We start from the raw sequence: 17,346 nt of genomic DNA, 5'->3' as shown, positions 1-17,346 counted from the left end.
CGTTCCATCACTGAAGAAAACTTTTTTGTTCTAAAAATCGTTCAAAAAATGGCTATAGTTCCCCCTACAAACTAATTTTTAAACTTTAAACAAAGATAATATCTCCCAATATCCAGTGATAAATACAATAAGAGACGAATAATGATGACCGAATTAGGAACAATGAATAATATGGCAAGCCAAGTTCAACGCACTGTTTTTTTTATTTCTGATGGGACAGCGATCACCGCTGAAACTTTGGGGCACGCCGTACTTTCTCAATTTCCTCTGTCATTTATTTCTTATACTCTGCCGTTTGTGACAAGCGAAGCCCGCGCCCAGGAAATTAAACAAAAAATTGATATTATTTTCCAAGAAACCCAGTTGCGCCCTTTAGTGTTCTATTCGATTATCTCCCCTGAAGTAAAGCAAATCATCACCCAAAGTGCCGGGTTTTGCCAAGATATCGTCCAAAGTTTAGTCGCCCCAATTCAAAAGGAAGTTGGCCTAGAACCCGAGCCGAAACTCAACCGAACTCATGGTTTGTCTATGCAGAATATGAATCAATATGATGCACGTATAGCTGCCATTGAATACACTCTAGCTCATGACGATGGGATTTCTTTACGTAATTTAGACCAAGCCCAAGTGATACTTATTGGTGTTTCACGTTGTGGTAAAACGCCAACAAGTCTCTATTTAGCGATGCAATTTGGTATCCAAGCCGCAAACTACCCATTTACGGCTGATGATATGGATAACTTACAGTTACCTGTAGCGTTGCGCCCATATACTCATAAGTTGTTCGGCTTAACTATCAGCCCTGAACGGTTAGCAGCCATTCGTGAAGAGCGCCGTGAAAATAGCCGTTATGCATCCATCAGGCAATGTCGTATTGAGATAGCGGAAGTGGAAGCTTTATTTAGACAAAATAAAATCAATTACTTAAATACAACGAACTATTCTGTTGAAGAGATTTCTGCAAAAGTGATTGATACCATGGGCTTACAAAGACGAATATTTTAATCAATACTAATAAAAAAAATATTCATTCCTGCTAAGTTGGAGGTTGAAATTAAGCCACATTCGTTTATTGTGATCTTAATCACTTATAGGGCATATGCCTATTAAAGTTTTTTGAGAAAGAAAATGCACAAAACTGATGAATTACGTACTGCGAGAGTGGATAGCTTAATTACCCCACAAACTCTCGCTGATGAATTTCCTATTTCCCAAAAAGTTGCTGACAACGTGACAACGTCACGTAAACGAATTGAACAGATTCTATCTGGTGAAGACCCTCGTCTACTTGTCATTGTCGGCCCTTGTTCGATTCATGACATCGATGCCGCTATTGAATACGCGAAAAAATTAAATGTATTAAGAGAACGTCATCAAGACCGTTTAGAAATTGTCATGCGAACTTACTTTGAGAAACCGCGTACTGTCGTTGGCTGGAAGGGGTTAATTTCAGACCCTAACCTCGACAATTCTTGCCAAGTCAATACAGGCATCCGCTTAGCACGCAAGTTACTGATTGAAGTTAACCAATTAGGGCTAGCTACAGCAACCGAATTTCTTGATATGGTTACTGGACAATATATTGCAGACCTCATTAGTTGGGGAGCTATTGGAGCCCGTACAACAGAGAGCCAAATCCATCGTGAAATGGCATCCGCACTGTCTTGCCCTGTTGGTTTCAAAAATGGGACTGACGGTAATATAAATATTGCTATTGATGCGATAAGAGCGGCAAAAGCACAGCATATGTTTTTATCACCAGATAAAAACGGGCAAATGACGATTTACCAAACCAGTGGTAACCCGCATGGGCATATAATTATGCGTGGCGGTAAACAGCCTAATTACACTGCCGGTGACTTAGCCGCAGCTTGCGACAAACTACGTAAATTTGAATTACCAGAGCATTTAGTGGTCGATTTCAGCCATGGTAATTGTCAAAAAATTCATCGTCGCCAACTCGAAGTTGCACGAGATATTGCGGAGCAAATAAAAGATGGCTCGACCGCTATCAGTGGAGTGATGGCAGAAAGCTTCTTAGTTGAAGGCACACAAAAAGTGGTTTCTGACCAACCGTTAGTTTATGGCCAATCTATTACCGACCCATGTCTTGGTTGGGAAGATACCGAACAACTTATTGAAATTCTTGCTCAAGCTGTTGAGTCACGCTTCAAATAAGCTTAATAACGCCAATCTATTTCTTACAATAAGCCTTTTAGTGAAGTAAAAACTAAAGGGCTTTTATATTTTATAATAAATATAATTATCATTTAAATATAACCAAAACGATATAATGATTTAATCATTCAAACAAAAACAGTATTTTAATCTAAAAACTTCTTGACCCACCTCTCACTAACGATAATAATTCTCACTACGAACTAATTTATCCGTCAGGTAACCCGTAGCCTAGCCCTTGCTATTCGCTGCAACATTACAGAGCCATCTAGTTCAAATAAACAAATACGCTGTACAAATACTCATTGCATGCCACCCAGATAACTTATCCAGGCAGCCAGCAAATTCTGAAACTAAAGGAAAGGATTTCCTATGCTGTTTAAATCGATGCCTGCATCACTCCATCAAAATCATAGAATATCACTCTCAGCTCTTACTGCTACTGTCGTAATGACCGGGTTTAGCCACACAGTCTTGGCTGAAAATTCATCGACTCCAAAAGCAATGTCAAAAACGGATACCCGCGACATTATTCACGTTTCAACCTCGCCTCTTAGTTTAGAGAATATCGCTGTAGCAGAACAAGTCGATGTAATTGATGCAAAAGCACCTGAATATCAATCTGCAACATCCGCCTTAGATTTACTAAAAGGCCAAGCTGGGATATTTGTTTCTGGTTCCAATAGCACTTATGGCCAGGGCATTCAAATGCGAGGTTATGATTCACGAGGTGTTAAAGTCACTGTTGATAATATCACCCAAGACTTTTATTCCGGCTTATATGAAGCCACATTTATTGACCCCACCTTAATAAAAAAAGTCTACGTCCATAAAGGCGCATCATCTGTACATCATGGCGGCGGTGCATTAGCTGGAGTTGTCTCATTCAAAACAATAAATGCAGCTGACATATTAAAGCCAGGGCAAAAACTCGGTGGCCAGGTATTCAGCGGTATTAACCGTAATGACCACGGTTACTATGCAGGTGCAACGCTGTTGGGCAGAACTGAATCAACGGATACCCTATTCAGCTATAGTCAACGTAAAAAGTACCTACTCGGCTCACCCGAATTTGAAGAGGTTGATAATACTGAACAGCTAAGCAACTGGATGCTCAAAAGTAGTTGGCTTGCCCACCCTTCATATAACTTGACGTTACAATTAAAAGAATACCGCAACAACAGTTTAGGGGTAAAACAACCCGCTAAACCTTCAGAAAAAAATAGATATCCAAATACACCGCATGAAAGGCAAAGCCATCAGCGAGATATTGCCATTAGCCAATTTTTTACACCCAAAAATGAGATAAATTGGCAAGCTCAGTGGGATGTTTATTATACAGATTTATATTTAGATCAAACTGATACAATTAAGGTCAAGAGCAAACCAAAAGAGTATGGCTCTGAAGCGCGAAATCAATATACCTATGGGACTAAATTTACTAATAGCTTCACGTTACCTATGTATAACTGGGTAAATCATCATATTCAAAGTGGTTTCGAATATTATCAGCAAAAGCAAACGTCGAATCAGTATGCAATAAGTTATCCACCGGCAGAACTCGACAACATGTCAGGCTGGTTGGTCAATGACATGACATTGCATCAATTACCGTTAACTTTATCAATTGGAACGCGCTTTACACAATACCGTGCATCGAGGGATAATTTCCCTGAAAGTAAACATACCAACTTGTCATCCCGTATGGCTGTTAGTATTACTCCCACCCATTGGCTCAATCTTTTTTCATCATACGCTGAAGCATACCGTACCCCACGTATGTCCGAGCTTTATAACAATTCAAACCATTTCACTATACCCTTTTTTGGTACTTCCTCGAACTTTCGCCCATCGCCTGATTTACTTCCAGAAACGAATAAAACCCTCGAAACAGGCGTAAAATTCAGTTTTGATGGGGTACTTATTGATAATAGCGACCTTCAATTTGGTTCAACCTACTTTAAGACCAAATCTAAAAACCATATTGCCCTTGAAGGCCTCTATACGCCAAGGTATGGCCAATGGTTCCCCGATGAACTTTATTATATCAATATCCCCAGTGCATCCATTTATGGCATCGATAGCTTTATAAGCTACAGAACACCGTGGTTTGAATTAAATATCAATCACAATAAAACCACAGGTAGAGAAGACGGCTCTCATTATTCTCTTTCGTCTATACGCCCTGAAACACTAACGACTCGATTCAATGTACCGGTTGCTAGTACCGGCTTTACTCTAGGTTGGATAGGGGAATTCTCTGCAAGAACGCAACTTCAAGGTAATGATAAATATAAAAAGTGGCATCACAAATCAGGCCAAGGTTTAGATCGTTATCATAAAGAAGTCATTCAGCATGCTGGCTATAGCATTCATGATTTCTATGTGAATTACCAAGCAGATCAGTTCATTAAAGGATTAAGTTCAACTCTCACAATGAAAAATGCATTTGATAAGCCGTATGTTTCTTCAATGGGAGTTCCTCAAGAAGGCCGAAACTTTTATATCAACATGAATTACAACTGGTAGTTAAGTAGTAAAAAAACATGTTATCAACTGATTTTATTAATTTTATCAACAGTATAAAAATAAATCAGTTGATAACGCTTCACTGTGTCTTGTCATTTCATTAAGGAAAAAAGGAAAAATTTGTGAATTCAAACCTCTATCATGATTACCTACAAGCTAAAAAAACGTACACTCATAAGCACTCCCAAGAAATAGCGGCCTTACTTGGCGTATCTGAAGCCCAGTTAATTCATTGTCGTGTCGGTAAAGATAATGTTCAACGATTGGTCAGCAAACCCGTTGATATCTTGCAAGGTTTAACCACGATAGGGAAAGCTATAGGGATCACTCGCAATCAGTATGCTGTTAGTATTCAAACGGGCGCATATAATAACCCGAAATTTAGCAGCCATGGTGGGCTATTTCTAAACCCTAAAGCATTAGACTTACGTATGTTCTTTGCGCAGTGGAGTTCAATTTTTGCACTCACTGAAAAAACGCCAGAGGGAACTCGCCACAGTATTCAATTTTTCGATAAATATGGTGATTCTTTACACAAAGTCTTTTCCACCGACAACACGGATATAGCTGCTTGGCAAGCCATAATAGAACGCTACAGCACATCAGAGAATCCGCCTATCGAACCTAAAACAATTTCGCCATTTTCAGAACAGAGAATCAGCGAAGAACTCGCCTCTCAATTAGAACAACAATGGCGTGAGATAACAAATGTTCATCAGTTTTTTGGCATATTAAAGAAACACAATTTAAGTCGTCAGCAAGTTTTTCGTGTAGTTAGCAAAGAATTAGCATGGCAAGTACCTTCAACGGCCTTATCTGATCTGCTTTCCCTTGCATACCAAGCACAAAATGAAGTGATGCTCTTTGTAGGAAACCGTGGATGCGTGCAAATATTTACAGGAAAAATAAATGAACTATCATCACTCTCTGTTGAAAGCTCTCAAACTGATTGGTTAAATATTTCAAGTACAAACTTTAAACTTCATCTCATTGAAAGCGGCATTTCTGAGTGCTGGGTCACACGTAAGCCAACTAAAGATGGCTTTGTAACAAGCCTTGAGGTCTTTGATACCCAAGGTAACCAAATTATTCAAATGTATGGTCAGCGCATAGAAGGCACACCAGAACAAATAGAATGGAGCAAACAAATTCTTTCAATATCACGTATTTGATAAAAGAATAATAAAAAGATAAATGGGCTTCTAATGGTAACTTTCAGGATCCTTTCCTATCAGAGATAGTGGATTAAGCTAGAGATGAAATTTGCCATAGAACCCTTTACCTGATTTATTCATAGCAACAACATAAACCGCTTTTGCGGTATAGAAATAACATCATTGTCTACTACTCACATATACTCTAAATAATTCGAATAGCAGCTAGGCGACAAGTGAAGAGAGGCCGATGAGCATACATGAGTATGTGATCCGGCGAGCTGAGCGCAGTCAACAACGCTGCAGCTTGAAGTATCACGAGTATATACTCTAAATAATTCGAGTTGCAGCTAGGCGACAAGCGAAGAGAGACCGATGAGCATACATGAGTATGTGATCCGGCGAGCTGAGCGCGGTCAACAACGCTGCAACTTGAAATATGACGAGTATAGTACATCATACTTACCGTATTCTATTGATTATTACTCCCCGAAATACAATTATGGTCTTCTCCCACCAAAACAATTACCTCGGAATTTCCTGTTTATTGTTATAGAAAAATGATTATAAATGAAACAATAATTTTTCAATTATTTACTTGGTTAATAATTTCGAATGGCTTAATCAATTTTCTTGAACGTAATAAGACGTCTGTCTTGTCATCACCTAAACAAAACACCAAAATAATATAATCACTTGAATTAAAACAACTTTAAACATACAATGATGAATGTTTAAAATGTTAATTTTTTCAACATCTATTGTACTGATAGTTATTCTCATTAAAAAACCGCACGTTTAGCCTATCGATATATCGGAAAAACAGGAAGAATAGACCCTAATTTCGTGAGTTATTATTAGTTATTAATGAACAATAGCCTACTTGAGTAGGAGGTAAATATGTCAGAAAGTGTAGTCAACGATATTGTTAAATGGCTTGAAAGCCAGTTGCAGCGCAATGAAGGCATCAAAATCGACACAATTGCCGATAAAAGCGGTTATTCAAAATGGCATTTACAGCGTGTTTTCAAAGAAATGAAAGGTTGCACGCTTGGCGAATACGTCCGTAAACGTCGTTTATTAGAAGCGGCCAAATCATTACGTGAAGGCAACTTACCTATTCTTGATATCGCATTGCAATATGGCTTCAGTTCACAGGCAACATTTACCCGTATCTTTAAAAAGCACTTTGATACAACGCCTGCAAAATTTCGCCAATCGGGTGAATTACCTGAATGCAAAAACTTTATGACTTGTAGCTGTCATAACTGATTATTTTAGAACGTCCCTTCCTATTAGTTATTTGCAATTTTGTAGTCTATGTCTGAGCCGATTATATCGGCTCAAGGTTGTTGACAAAGCGAGATAAAAGTGTGATTTTTCCCGCTTTGTGTTATCAGTCGAAAATCAACAAATTGATTTTCCTCTTTTATTTTCAATAACCTATTAGACTGCCGCTAAACATAAATGTTTGTCGCCAGTCTGAGCCGATTATATCGGCTCTTTTTTTAACTTAACTCATGGACTAGCCAGTTTTCCAAATCAGCTAACTGCTCCTGCAATTGTGGCCATTTAACGGCCATCTCTTTGCTCAAAGAGCGTATCGTTTCTGTTTGATAGGCTTTACCCGATAATTGCTCACTTAACCACTCCAAAGGGGATGGGTCTAAGCTATCTGTAAAAAACTGGCAGCGATTTATCACACCTTTTTCGATATCAAAATGAAACTCAATTCCTCCCCAAGGAAAACGGGTATCAGAATAGTGAGAGAAAGCGGGTGCTTGTCCAAAATTCCACTCCCAACTACTTTGTTTAGCGAAGGTTTCTGCAAAATTTGGCAAGTCAGGTAATTTTTCAGGGGAGATATACTCTGCTTCGACCGTTTCACCGAAGTAATTAAAAAAACTCTTAATTATTCCTTCGCAAACAATTTCATGAGAGATATGGGGGACAAGCTCAGATAAATTAGCCACTCGAGAACGTACAGATGTGATCCCTTTTGCCTGTAATTTTTTAGGATCCGGATTCAGGTAATTTGCTAAGCGACCTAAATCTGCGTTAATCAGTAAGGTTCCATGGTGAAAACCTCTATCTTTCGTTTCTCGGTATGCAGAACCCGAAATTTTTCGTGGGCCACTTTCAGTATCTAAGACTAAATCATTACGACCTGATATTTCTGCGTTAATACCGACAAGTGCTAGCCCATCAACAATAATTTGTGTAGAAACCGTTTTGTCATACTCCGGCTTTCCTGCCATAAACGTAAAACACGTGTTACCTAAATCATGAAAAACAGCGCCACCACCACTGCTACGCCGGGCTAAACGGACATTATCTTCTTCCATTCTTCGAGTATTACACTCTTTCCACGGATTCTGCGCACGCCCTATAACTACCGTGTCAGCATTTCGCCAGAGAAACATAACACGTTGGTCAGTTGGCATTTGTCGGAAAATAGTTTCTTCAACCGCAAGGTTAAACCAAGGGTCGTAGGATCCAGAGATGAGTAAACGTACTGTTGACATTAAGCTATCCTTAAAACAAAACTTGCTCTTAAGATAACATAATCACTGAATAAAATAGTGAATTTAGATGCGCCTTGCCTGCCAAAACACTTTTCGCCAATAAACGTTATCCATTGATGAGCGGATCACCCCTTTACTCGTTGACGCATGAATGAATGTATTATCGGTATCGTAAATACCCACATGCAGCCCATTCTCTCCTGAGCCCGTCCTAAAGAAGACTAAATCCCCTGGCATCAAATCAGATTTATCAATACGTGTGCCTAATTGAGTTTGATCCACCGTTGTGCGAGGTAGTTGAATGGCGAAGCGATCATTAAATGTGCGATAGACAAAGCCGGAACAATCGACACCGTTTTGATTCATTCCACCATAATGATAAGGTGTGCCATACCACTGCTCTAGCTGGTCTTTTAATTGTGCTATCGTCATGATTGGATCTGATAACTGTGTTTTTAACGGTGGTGGTGGCGTTCTTTTAACAGGCGTTGATGAACAACCAATTAAAACTAAACACAGTAATAGTGGTAGGTGTTGTATTTTAATAACCATAAAGCACCTTATTTATCTATCTCATTACGATAACTTGCTTATATTATAGTGCGTGATGACGATAATATAAGCAACTAAGAAATTATTCTGTTCTATCACTTGATGATTTATTGGGCCGGCTAATTAGCCATACCCCTAATAAAATAAAGCCAATACCAGTGGCCTTTAACCCTGTAGCGGGTTCATTAAACCAAGGTAAGAAAACTGCTAATAAATAAACAAAAACATAGCTTAGGCTAATAAGCGGGTAAGCTTTATTCAATGCTATGTATTTTAATGCTAATAGCCAACATAACATCGATAACGCATAACAAACTAACCCTAAAAAGATAATTCCTAAACTAGCAATATTAGCGAGTAACCAATCAAATTGTAGCCAATGCCAGCCAAGTGTGAATGAGGGTAGTTCAACTACCCCTGCTTTTAAGCTCAGTTGAGCGACTGTGACTAATAACGCACTGCCAATCACCCATAAATACCCCTTATTCATACGCTGATACTCATTAGCAAAATACCAAACATAATGGCCACAACCCCTAACCAGTGGTTAAGCCCTGTTTGCTCTTTATACACAAACTGGCCAATTAGTGTAATTAATACAAAATTAATACTTAGCATTGGATAAGCAATACTCAACGGCATGGTTTCCAATAATTTCAGCCAAAACAACATGCCAAGTCCTAGCATGAAAACTGCCAGCACCAGCCACCGAAGGGCTGATGCTGTTTTATTGGTTTTATTACTCTGCCAATTGACGACGGCTTGCTTTTGAGCAACTTGCCCAACACAGGTCAAAACGCTAACCAGCAATAACAGCAATAGTTGTGCAATCATTGTTGATGGTATACCACAATCGCCATACGTGAATTTTTAATGACTTCATCTGGTTTAGGAATGTCCGGTAACCCTTCTTTACGGCCTAATAAAAAGACAACGGTTACCTGCCCTTCCTTGCGTGCTTTTTCTAACCACTGTGCAAATTGATCTGGTTTAATTAAGCGATGTTGGCTATCTGGGTATTCCAAACCATAACTTAGCTCTCCACTGCTATTGTATAAATAGATATTGGAATTTTGCGTTTCCCACGCAAGGCCTGCTGCGACCCCAACATTACTTGCCATCAAATATTTGCTATTCATCAGTAGATCATGATTTTGATGAATAAAGTTTTGAGGCAGTTTAGAATCAATGGTGTTGTTCGGTAGAGCGCTACCAATACACAAACTTACGGCTAAAGAACATGATGCTGCCCATAGCCAGTACTTTGCATTTAATACTGTACATAGGTAACCAATAATCGCCCAGATAGAAAATGCCACAACCCCCAATACCATTTTTGACCATTCATCAGGTTCGTACAGTGGCTTTTTGATCACCGTGCTCACGACAATTACCGCTATAACAGCTGCAATTCCTAATACAACATTAATGATCCCATTGGCTTTCAATGCGTTCATTTTACCATTACGAACGCAGTCAACCCCATACTTCGCCATAAGCAATGCCAGTGGTGCCATAAACGGCAACATATACGTGGGTAATTTACCACGGGAAATACTGAAAAAGATAACTGGGACAACAAACCAGCACAGTAAGAAAAACATATCGGGGCTAGATTTCCGTTCTTTCCAGCCTTTCATGATCGCACCCGGTAGCAAGCCTGCCCATGGGATCGCACCAAGAATAATAATTGGAATATAATACCAAAACGGTGCTATATGCTGAGCGTCATCTGCCGTGAAACGCTTAATGTGCTCAATCCAAAAGAAATAATGCCAATAATCAGGCTCTTGTTTTGCAACTGCTAAGGCCCATGGCAAGCTGATAATAACCGCAGAAATGATTGCGAGAGGCCCATACTTAAGTAACTCAAGGAACCGCTTTTGGTAGATTGTGACAGGAAGCATGACAATCACTGGAATAGCGAGGGCTAAGAAGCCTTTAGTCATAAATGCCATGCCACATGCTAGCCCAAGGCAAAGCCATGCCGCTAATTTAGATTTGACTTCCCTCGACTTCATTGCCCATAAGCAACAAAACATACTTGCTGCTATCCATAAGGACAACATTGGGTCGAGCACACTGTAGGTCCCGATGGAGAATACTAAGAACATCGAGATATAAATGAGGCTTGCAACATAAGCAACGTGGTTATTACGCCACATCATTTTTGCCATACGATAGATAAGTAATGCACTAAGAAGAATACAAAAAACCGAACCAAAACGAACAGCAAAGTTAGTTTCACCAAAGATCATTTGGCTAATATTGTTTATCCAGTAACCTGCTACTGGCTTTTCAAAATAACGCACATCCAGCATGTAAGGAACAACCCAATCTCCACGCTGTAACATTTCACGGCTAATTTCTGCATATCGTGTTTCATCTGGTTGCCAAAGTAAACGGCTATCTAACGGCAACAAATAGGTTAAGATAAAAAAAAGAGCCAGCAGAGAGGCTCCTACTTTGCTCGCTCGGTTATTCAACATAGGTTGCTTATTCCTCTTCTTGGCAGCCTAACCAGCCTTCACGTCCGGGGAATGGTGCCCTCACCACACGCCCTTTTGGCAATGAATTCAAATCATCTGGCAGTAATTCACTTAATGTACAGAATTGGATTTCTTCTTGAGTAATTCGTTCCAATAATTGTGAAAATTGTTCCGATTTGGACATTCCTTCCACTTCTGTGTGGATAGTATAAACTGGAACGCCTTGATCTTCTTTAATTGCTTGAAGAATAAAATCATTAAATGCGTCATCACTCACGACTGTTCCTACAACTTCATCGTAAGTCGGCAGTGTGACAGGGATTTGAACTGTCCCAAGTGAGTCATCGGCTAAAATTGGCCTAAATGGATATTTACCACGACAATCACTATTGTAGTCAAAGTTAAACATTTGTTTAACTTCTAACACTCGCTCATCACCTCGCCAACCAGCAACGGCCGAACAAGTCACACGATGCCCAATGGCTTGCTCTAACGCATCAACACCTAACTTAACTTGCTCAGTCAGCTGTGATTTGCTCCATTTGGCAACTTTAGCCTGCCAACCTTGATGATCCCATGCATGTAAGCCAACTTCATGGCCAGCATCCAAAGTTTGTTTCATCAAGTAGCCTAAATCCTTAGCAATTTTTTTACCCGGCCATCCTGTGCCCGCTAATAAGATATCTAACCCATAAAGGGATGCTGCGTTCGACCTAAGCATTTTCCACAGAAATTTAGGACGCAAAAGGCGCCATAAATGGCGCCCCATATTATCGGGTCCTACACTGAAGAAAAAGCTGGCCTGAATATTATGCTCTTTGAGCACTTTGAGTAACTGTGGAACCCCTTTTAAAGTACCTTGGTAGGTGTCCACATCAATTCTCAAGCCAACTTTTTTCATTAGTCTTTATTACCTAACTCTTCAACTGCACCTTGTAAGAAGAAATCTAATGTTTCTTCAATGGTATCTTTCATATCGATAGTTGGAACCCAATCAAGTAAACGACGTGCATTTTCAACACTTGGTTTACGGTGTTCAACATCTTGATATCCTTGGCCATAATAGCTGCTGCTTTCGATTTCACGGAAGCCCGCAAATGGAGGGAATTTTCCACGTTGTGGGTGTTTTTCGAAGCTTTCCAACAACATTTCTGCTAATTCACGAATACTCGCTTCATTTGTTGGATTACCGATATTGATGATCTGGCCATCACATTTACCATCTTTATTTTCGATGATACGGAACAATGCTTCGATACCGTCTTTAATATCTGTAAAACAACGTTTTTGTGCGCCGCCGTCAACCAGTTTAATTGGCGAGCCTTCAACTAAGTTTAGAATTAACTGAGTAATAGCACGTGAGCTACCAATACGTGCAGAATTCAAGCTATCTAAGCGAGGCCCCATCCAGTTGAATGGACGGAATAAGGTGAATTTCAAACCTTCTTTCGCACCGTATGCCCAAATCACTCGGTCAAGTAACTGTTTAGAAACTGAGTAAATCCAACGTTGTTTATTGATTGGACCAACAATTAAACGTGACTCATCTTCATCAAACTCTTTATCATCACACATACCATAAACTTCAGATGTCGATGGGAAGATGATACGTTTGTTATATTTCACGCAGTAACGTACAACTTTCAAGTTTTCTTCAAAGTCTAATTCGAAAACGCGTAGTGGGTTACGGGTATATTCAATTGGCGTCGCAATCGCAACCAGAGGGAGAATAACATCACATTTTTTGATGTGGTATTCAATCCATTCTGTATGGATGCTAACGTCACCTTCAATAAAGTGGAAACGTGGGTTACCAATGAAACGCTCAATTGCAGAAGAGCCGATATCCATACCATAGATATCGTAGTTACCATCTTTTAACAGGCGTTCTGTTAAATGGTTACCAATAAAGCCATTCACACCTAAAATAAGAACACGTGTGCGACGCTTAACTTGTGCTGTTGGTTTCGCACCAACGCGAACATCAGTCACAATCCCCATTTCGTTAGCAAGGCGGTTACCTTGCATATATAAACCGGTCTCACTTTGACCACTAACAACTTCGATAGCACCTTGGCCACAAGCGATACGCAGTGGGTCACTCGAAAGTACCGTACCTGCTGGTTTACCTTGGTTGTCATCTAAAACGCGTGCGCGCCAAATAACCATTTTACGTGCACCTAAATAAGTGAACGCACCTGGATAAGGTTCAGTCACTGCACGAATCAAGCAGTTAACTTCTTTTGCGCTGTTGTTCCAGTTAATCAAGCCATCTTCAGCGGTACGACGACCAAAGTACGTTGCTTGGCTTTCATCTTGCGCAACGGCTTTGTAACTACCTGCTTCGATTAATGGCAGTGTTTTATCCAATAAAACTTCCGCTGCTTCACGGACTTTCGCATGTAAAGTCAGGCTAGTGTCTGTATCGGTAATAACCACTTTTTCTTGAGCAATGATATCGCCAGCATCTGCCTTAGCGACCATTTTATGTAAGGTTACACCTGTTTCGCTTTCACCTTTTAATAATGCCCAATTAATAGGTGCACGGCCGCGATATTTAGGTAGCAATGAGCCATGTAGATTAAACGCACCTTTAGGCGCGATAGCTAACAGCTCTTCACTTAACATATCACGATAGTAGAAAGAGAAAATGACATCGGGTTTCATTTCGCGAATACGTTCAATCCACAATGGGTGATTAACGTTTTCAGGCGCAAAAACAGGAAGTTCCATGTCAGCACTTAAACGCGCAACTGAGGAGTAAAAGTGGTTTTCATTTGGGTCATCAGTGTGTGTAAACACTGCTTGGATATCAAAACCTGCTTTTTCAAGCGCTTTTAGCCCTACGCAGCCAATATCATGATAGGCAAAAACAATAGCTTTCATTAGTCTTCTTCCTGATTTTTGTCGGATTTCGCATCTGCTCCAACGACTTTTTGAATAAAATAACGAGGTCTCGCGCGCACATCATTGTAGATCCTACCGATGTATTCGCCCAGTAGCCCCATGGCAACAAATTGCGCACCAATAAACATAAAGAGTACTGCAAACAGAGTGAATACGCCATCTGCAGCCCACTCTGCGCCAAAAATTAAACGCAATGCAATTAACAATACCGCTAATAAAAAACCGCCAATCGCGATAACACTTCCGACAACACTCAATAAACGCAGTGGTGCCGTAGTTAGGCAAGTTAATAAGTCATACATTAAATTAATCAGCTTCATAAAGCTGTATTTAGAATCACCAAACTCACGTTCTGCATGCGCTACATCAATTTCAATGGTTCTACGTGCAAATGTATTTGCTAAAATAGGAATAAATGTACTTCTTTCATGGCACTGCAACATCGCTTGAATGATATGACGACGGTATGCACGAAGCATACAACCGTAATCGCCCATTGAACGCCCAGTTGCTTTCGTGATCATCGCATTAATCATTTTAGAGGCTGTTTTGCGAAACCAAGAGTCTTGGCGATTCGCACGGCGCGTACCAACTACATCATAACCTTGCATTGCAGTTTGGACTAAACGTGGGATTTCCTCTGGTGGATTTTGTAAGTCTGCATCCAAAGTAATCACTAAGTCGCCATCAGCTTGGTTAAAGCCCGCCATAATAGCAGAATGTTGACCGTAATTGCGGTTTAAAATAATTGCAATGACGTGGTTGTCAGGATTTTCCGCTGCTTCTGTAAGCATTTGTGCTGAACGATCGCTACTACCATCATCAACTAGAATTAATTCATAGGATTGAGTTAATTGTTTACATGACTTAATAGTACGTTCCAATAACTGTGGTAAGCTCTGCTCTTCATTATAGACAGGGATTACTACTGAGACTTTTTTAATCTCATCAAATTCATCTGCGTGTGACACTATTTTGACTCCAAAAGAACTGCTTCTACAGCTTTAACAACCCGTTCAACATCTGCATCAGTCATATCGGGAAATAAAGGTAACGAACACAATGTGGCGCTATTCCATGTTGATTCTGGTAAAACTAATTCAGGATATTTTTCGCGATAATATTTTTGAGTATGTGCAGCGCGAAAATGCAACCCTGTTCCAATATCATGCTCTTTCAATTTTTCCATGAATGTATCGCGATCAATGCCACATTCGGCTTTATCAACACGTACCATAAATAAGTGATTCGCATGTAAATGTGAGTAACTAGGGACACTCAACATTTGTAAAGGGGAGTTTTTCAGTAACTCACGATAACGAGCCGTAAGCTCAGCACGACGCTGATTCAATTGCTCTACTCGTGATAACTGCACTACGGCTATTGCGGCATGGATATCAGACAAATTATATTTAAAACCGGGCTCAACAACTTCAGCTTGTGGTTTGCGGCCTTGCATTTGCCTATCAAATGCGTCAACGCCTAGGCCGTGGAATTTAAGTGTGCGCACACGCTGAGCAAGCTCATCGTCGTCTGTTGCAACTAACCCACCTTCCGCACAGGTCACGTTTTTAATCGCGTGAAATGAGAAAATAGACGTTCCCTTTTCACCAATCCACTCGTTTTTATATCGTGTACCAACGGCATGCGCAGCGTCTTCGATTAAAGCCACACCCGCTTTTTGAGCAATTAAGCGTAACGCGTCTAAATCACAAGGTGCCCCAGCATAGTGTACTGGAATAATTGCTTTGGTTTTTTCCGTTAACGCATTTTCCACCGCTTCAGGTTGGATCATCAGTGTGTCGCGATCAACATCAATCATGACAGGTGTTGCCCCAAGCAACTCAATCATATTGATTGTTGACACCCAAGTTTGAGAAGGTGTAATAACTTCATCACCAGGACCAATACCCAATGCCATTAATACAACATGCATACCTGCTGTTGCTGATGACAATGCAATTGCATGTTTGCAGCCATAGCGCTTACAAAAATCGTCTTCTAGCTGATGATTCTGTGGGCCCGTTGTTATCCAGCCTGAACGCAGAACGTTTTCTACTGCTTTGACCTCTTCATCACCAATTGCCGGTTTTGAAAATGGTAAGAAATTGCTCATATTGTTTATAGCCTAGTTTTCATTGTGAATCGAATATTCTAGTTAATTATACTTTAACCGAACCTCAACACCTGCAAACATTGCGGTATTATCATGCAAAAAGGTGTGATACAAACAACTCATTGCGCATCGACTAAATTTATAACCTGCCATACTCGGTGAGATGTGCTGTGCGCTAACTTAATTTCAGACATAAATATGTCAGATAATTTTTTTTCTGTCATGACGCACTCTGGTTTCCCTATTGCAACTAACTGCCCTTGTTTCATCATCCAAATACAAGATGCATTTTTATACGAATGACTAAGGTCATGACCACTCATTATAACGGTTCCTAAGCAATCACAAAAATATTTAATCCATTTATCAAGCATTGATTGCTGAATAATGTCTAAATTATTGGTTGGCTCATCCAATAATATAAATTTTCCTTCGCATTGCTGGCTGTCCCAGACCTGCAAAAATGCAGCTATAATTCGAACTCTCTGCCATTCTCCACCAGAAAGTTGGCTAATAGGCTTACTTAATAGTGATGTGAGTTGAAAGTCTGTACATAATCGTTCAAAAATACCTGTAGAAAATATTGTGTTAGGCGAAAACAGGCCAACATATTGAAAAACTTTAAGTATAGGGGGGGAGTTAACCAACTGTGAAAGATAAGCACGTTGTTGGCTCAATTGAGCAATACGATACTGCCGTATACTTTTTCCACCTATTAAAATATCGCCATCCACAGGTAAATAGCCACTTATTGCAGCTAGCAATGTACTTTTCCCCGCACCATTAGCACCCAATAGATGAATTTGTTGTCCAGCCAGGACTTGAGTTGAAACATTAACTAGTCGAGTATCGATGGTAATATTTTTAATATCAATAATCAGTTTATTATCCATCAC

The 17,346-nt window shown here is 39.9% G+C and carries 15 protein-coding genes; 5 read left to right on the top strand and 10 right to left on the bottom strand.

All coding sequences use genetic code 11. The features are described 5' to 3' along the window. Positions 1–141: 141 nt before the first annotated feature. From ppsR to CYG50_RS06600, 5 genes are all read left to right on the top strand, one after another. The gene (ppsR, locus tag CYG50_RS06620; RefSeq protein ID WP_102140647.1) at positions 142–1,005 is read left to right on the top strand and encodes a posphoenolpyruvate synthetase regulatory kinase/phosphorylase PpsR; all 864 of its coding nucleotides are present in this window, start codon (positions 142–144) and stop codon (positions 1,003–1,005) included. 123 nt (positions 1,006–1,128) lie between these two features. Beyond that, positions 1,129–2,178, top strand: coding sequence for a 3-deoxy-7-phosphoheptulonate synthase (locus CYG50_RS06615; protein ID WP_102140646.1), 1,050 nt, complete (start codon positions 1,129–1,131; stop codon positions 2,176–2,178). Between the two features lie 372 nt (positions 2,179–2,550). Continuing rightward, the gene (locus CYG50_RS06610) at positions 2,551–4,707 is read left to right on the top strand and encodes a TonB-dependent receptor domain-containing protein (protein ID WP_102140645.1); all 2,157 of its coding nucleotides are present in this window, start codon (positions 2,551–2,553) and stop codon (positions 4,705–4,707) included. A 122-nt stretch (positions 4,708–4,829) separates the two neighbouring features. Then, positions 4,830–5,879, top strand: coding sequence for a hemin-degrading factor (locus tag CYG50_RS06605; protein WP_102140644.1), 1,050 nt, complete (start codon positions 4,830–4,832; stop codon positions 5,877–5,879). A gap of 882 nt (positions 5,880–6,761) precedes the next feature. Continuing rightward, on the top strand, positions 6,762–7,133 hold the full coding sequence (locus CYG50_RS06600; protein ID WP_004910390.1) for a helix-turn-helix domain-containing protein: 372 nt from the start codon (positions 6,762–6,764) through the stop codon (positions 7,131–7,133). Between the two features lie 236 nt (positions 7,134–7,369). Here the strand turns inward: CYG50_RS06600 and lplA are convergent, their stop codons facing one another. The 10 genes from lplA to CYG50_RS06550 form a co-directional block, all read right to left on the bottom strand. Beyond that, a complete protein-coding gene (gene lplA / locus CYG50_RS06595) occupies positions 7,370–8,386 on the bottom strand; it encodes a lipoate--protein ligase (RefSeq protein ID WP_102140643.1) in 1,017 nt (338 codons plus the stop codon). A 63-nt stretch (positions 8,387–8,449) separates the two neighbouring features. Then, a complete protein-coding gene (locus tag CYG50_RS06590; protein WP_102140642.1) occupies positions 8,450–8,938 on the bottom strand; it encodes a C40 family peptidase in 489 nt (162 codons plus the stop codon). A gap of 82 nt (positions 8,939–9,020) precedes the next feature. Next, positions 9,021–9,428 carry a 4-amino-4-deoxy-L-arabinose-phosphoundecaprenol flippase subunit ArnF gene (arnF, locus tag CYG50_RS06585; protein ID WP_102140641.1) on the bottom strand — a complete coding sequence of 136 codons (408 nt, stop codon included), beginning with the start codon at positions 9,426–9,428 and terminating at the stop codon, positions 9,021–9,023. Further along, positions 9,425–9,772 carry a 4-amino-4-deoxy-L-arabinose-phosphoundecaprenol flippase subunit ArnE gene (gene arnE, locus CYG50_RS06580; RefSeq protein WP_102140640.1) on the bottom strand — a complete coding sequence of 116 codons (348 nt, stop codon included), beginning with the start codon at positions 9,770–9,772 and terminating at the stop codon, positions 9,425–9,427. Before arnE ends, arnF begins: the two co-directional genes overlap by 4 nt. Next, entirely contained in the window at positions 9,769–11,427 is a 1,659-nt protein-coding gene (gene arnT, locus CYG50_RS06575) for a lipid IV(A) 4-amino-4-deoxy-L-arabinosyltransferase (protein WP_102140639.1), read from the bottom strand. The genes arnE and arnT overlap by 4 nt, the downstream gene beginning before the upstream one ends. Positions 11,428–11,434: 7 nt before the next feature. After that, complete coding sequence (arnD, locus tag CYG50_RS06570) at positions 11,435–12,328, bottom strand: 4-deoxy-4-formamido-L-arabinose-phosphoundecaprenol deformylase (RefSeq protein ID WP_102140638.1); 894 nt, start codon at positions 12,326–12,328, stop codon at positions 11,435–11,437. Then, positions 12,328–14,313 carry a bifunctional UDP-4-amino-4-deoxy-L-arabinose formyltransferase/UDP-glucuronic acid oxidase ArnA gene (gene arnA, locus CYG50_RS06565; protein WP_102140637.1) on the bottom strand — a complete coding sequence of 662 codons (1,986 nt, stop codon included), beginning with the start codon at positions 14,311–14,313 and terminating at the stop codon, positions 12,328–12,330. Before arnA ends, arnD begins: the two co-directional genes overlap by 1 nt. Further along, positions 14,313–15,305: an undecaprenyl-phosphate 4-deoxy-4-formamido-L-arabinose transferase gene (arnC, locus tag CYG50_RS06560; protein ID WP_102140636.1), complete on the bottom strand. Its 993-nt coding sequence runs from the start codon at positions 15,303–15,305 to the stop codon at positions 14,313–14,315. The genes arnA and arnC overlap by 1 nt, the downstream gene beginning before the upstream one ends. Continuing rightward, positions 15,305–16,450, bottom strand: coding sequence for a UDP-4-amino-4-deoxy-L-arabinose aminotransferase (arnB, locus tag CYG50_RS06555; RefSeq protein WP_102140635.1), 1,146 nt, complete (start codon positions 16,448–16,450; stop codon positions 15,305–15,307). Before arnB ends, arnC begins: the two co-directional genes overlap by 1 nt. A gap of 119 nt (positions 16,451–16,569) precedes the next feature. Next, on the bottom strand, positions 16,570–17,343 hold the full coding sequence (locus tag CYG50_RS06550; RefSeq protein WP_229597570.1) for a vitamin B12 ABC transporter ATP-binding protein BtuD: 774 nt from the start codon (positions 17,341–17,343) through the stop codon (positions 16,570–16,572). Positions 17,344–17,346 lie beyond the last annotated feature (3 nt).

Source organism: Providencia huaxiensis (assembly GCF_002843235.3).
Lineage (GTDB): Bacteria > Pseudomonadota > Gammaproteobacteria > Enterobacterales > Enterobacteriaceae > Providencia > Providencia huaxiensis.
Note: the sequence above shows the minus strand (reverse complement) of the source record. Positions and strands in the feature narration are given on the sequence as shown.

What these genes read in the sequence shown, in the direction of transcription:
- ppsR (WP_102140647.1), top strand. Translation starts at nt 142, where the DNA reads ATGATGACCGAATTAGGAACAATGAATAATATGGCAAGCCAAGTTCAA.
- CYG50_RS06615 (WP_102140646.1), top strand. Translation starts at nt 1,129, where the DNA reads ATGCACAAAACTGATGAATTACGTACTGCGAGAGTGGATAGCTTAATT.
- CYG50_RS06610 (WP_102140645.1), top strand. Translation starts at nt 2,551, where the DNA reads ATGCTGTTTAAATCGATGCCTGCATCACTCCATCAAAATCATAGAATA.
- CYG50_RS06600 (WP_004910390.1), top strand. Translation starts at nt 6,762, where the DNA reads ATGTCAGAAAGTGTAGTCAACGATATTGTTAAATGGCTTGAAAGCCAG.
- lplA (WP_102140643.1), bottom strand. Translation starts at nt 8,386, where the DNA reads ATGTCAACAGTACGTTTACTCATCTCTGGATCCTACGACCCTTGGTTT.
- CYG50_RS06590 (WP_102140642.1), bottom strand. Translation starts at nt 8,938, where the DNA reads ATGGTTATTAAAATACAACACCTACCACTATTACTGTGTTTAGTTTTA.
- arnF (WP_102140641.1), bottom strand. Translation starts at nt 9,428, where the DNA reads ATGAATAAGGGGTATTTATGGGTGATTGGCAGTGCGTTATTAGTCACA.
- arnE (WP_102140640.1), bottom strand. Translation starts at nt 9,772, where the DNA reads ATGATTGCACAACTATTGCTGTTATTGCTGGTTAGCGTTTTGACCTGT.
- arnT (WP_102140639.1), bottom strand. Translation starts at nt 11,427, where the DNA reads ATGTTGAATAACCGAGCGAGCAAAGTAGGAGCCTCTCTGCTGGCTCTT.
- arnD (WP_102140638.1), bottom strand. Translation starts at nt 12,328, where the DNA reads ATGAAAAAAGTTGGCTTGAGAATTGATGTGGACACCTACCAAGGTACT.
- arnA (WP_102140637.1), bottom strand. Translation starts at nt 14,313, where the DNA reads ATGAAAGCTATTGTTTTTGCCTATCATGATATTGGCTGCGTAGGGCTA.
- arnB (WP_102140635.1), bottom strand. Translation starts at nt 16,450, where the DNA reads ATGAGCAATTTCTTACCATTTTCAAAACCGGCAATTGGTGATGAAGAG.
- CYG50_RS06550 (WP_229597570.1), bottom strand. Translation starts at nt 17,343, where the DNA reads ATGGATAATAAACTGATTATTGATATTAAAAATATTACCATCGATACT.